Source organism: Paraburkholderia sp. WS6, assembly GCF_030464835.1.
Classification (GTDB): Bacteria; Pseudomonadota; Gammaproteobacteria; order Burkholderiales; family Burkholderiaceae; genus Paraburkholderia; species Paraburkholderia madseniana.
The window spans coordinates 1-1509 of record NZ_JALQCK010000110.1; the positions used below are offsets into that span (position 1 = coordinate 1).

Genomic DNA, 1509 nt, shown 5'->3' on the forward strand with positions numbered 1-1509 from the left:
CGCCGCCAGAGTTGTGCCGGAGCCCCTTACCGCGCGAGCGGTTTAGTCCCATCGGTCATACCGGCCGGTCACGTCTTCGGTCGGACCGGTAAATGCCCCGGCCATGTTCGATGTCGTCCTCGACACACACAGACAACAGCGGATGCCTTGTCTGTAACGCATCGAACGCCGGACGGAACTTCTCGGGATCAATCGCGTTTCGATTTCCGCGACGACGCAAAAGTGCCGACGGTGTTGCTCGGCGTAGAAGTGTAGAAGCCTTTCATGGTGATGGGCGCAGCGCCGAACGCACTGCTGCGACTGCGCATCGCGCGAGCCAGAGCACAAGCACGTCCATCCTCGCGCGCGCGCTGGCCACTGAGCCAGTGTTGCAGGACGTAATTGAAAGCCGCCCTCCATCATGTTCGGCGCTGATCCATACGACAGCATATGGAGGCAATTCAAGAGATTCGCCTTCTGCCAGCCAATAGTCATCCGTTTGTCCTTCCACGGTAACCCACAGCCTCTCGCGCATTGCGCTCACCCTCGATGGGCAGCCAATCGGCAGGCGCGTTGGAACGTCAGCTTGATCCAACTCAAAGATTCTAATTTCACGCATCGCAAAGCTCCAACAGTTTCCACACAGTCATGCAGATTGCCGCCGCGCATCCAAACGACGCCGCAGAGAAATCTGCCCAAAAATACCGAAGGTCCTACTCTGTTTGAAGCAGCCGCGCTGCCGCGCACCGCTTCAAAAGGCCGTTTCGGAAAATATAGCGGCCGTTCAAGCATCGATTGGTTCTCAGCAGTCTGCTGCCCAGCTCATTGAATTATTCAACACGACGCTTTCCAGTACAGCAGATTCGACGATCGGCGCAGAGAGTACGCGAAGGACCATCGTTGGCTATCTATTGGTACTGAGATCGATGCGAAGGTCGGCTATGTATCAGTACATGGCTGCGTCTAAAGGGCAGCATTCGTCGAGTGCCGTGGCGGCACGGTGGGATTCGAGATTCGCCGTCACTTGCGCGGCCACAGACGCAGTGACAAACAGGGCGCTCGATATCGGTACGCGCGAATGAGCAAGCGGTCCGACAAACCAGAGGCTGCCCTGTTCGGCTGGCCGGGTCGGCTCGGTGGTCAACCGGTGCGATAGGTCCACGGTCTCTTTCTCGCGCGAGCCGTGTATTTCAATTTCCATCTGACCCGCTTCGTCTCTGACAAGGCGTGGCGTATGAAATCCGGCGGCAACGACTATCGCATCGAAGTTTTGGAATCCCTCACCCCAATTCACACACCATGGTGCCGATCTATCCGGTGGTGCGATGATATCCACCAATCTGCCCTTGCTCACGGACAGAAGGTCTTTGTCTATCAGGTCGAGCAGCTTCCTCGCATTCGGTAGTGCGAGCGCAGTGAGGTAGGGCTCGACACTTTGGCTAGCCGCGGTGTGCATCGCGCCAGGAAACAGGGACCTAGAGGGTGTTAGGCACTTTTGTTAAGGGCTGCAAAGTGGACAAGCATAAGCAC

The 1509-nt window shown here is 57.1% G+C and carries 3 protein-coding genes; 1 reads left to right on the forward strand and 2 read right to left on the reverse strand.

Features of this window, described 5'->3' with window-relative positions; genetic code table 11:
- Positions 1 to 262 precede the first annotated feature (262 nt).
- Complete coding sequence (locus tag M0D64_RS45010) at positions 263 to 598, reverse strand: DUF2917 domain-containing protein (protein ID WP_171928544.1); 336 nt, start codon at positions 596 to 598, stop codon at positions 263 to 265.
- On the opposite strand from M0D64_RS45010, the gene M0D64_RS44725 reads away from it, so the two are divergent.
- Positions 566 to 808, forward strand: coding sequence for a hypothetical protein (locus M0D64_RS44725; protein WP_166618226.1), 243 nt, complete (start codon positions 566 to 568; stop codon positions 806 to 808). The two genes, M0D64_RS45010 and M0D64_RS44725, sit on opposite strands and share 33 nt — an antisense overlap.
- A 117-nt stretch (positions 809 to 925) precedes the next feature.
- On the opposite strand, the gene M0D64_RS44730 is transcribed toward M0D64_RS44725, so the two are convergent.
- Positions 926 to 1180 (reverse strand): hypothetical protein, encoded by a 255-nt coding sequence (locus M0D64_RS44730; RefSeq protein ID WP_266262304.1) that lies wholly within the window; start codon positions 1178 to 1180, stop codon positions 926 to 928.
- Positions 1181 to 1509: the final 329 nt, after the last annotated feature.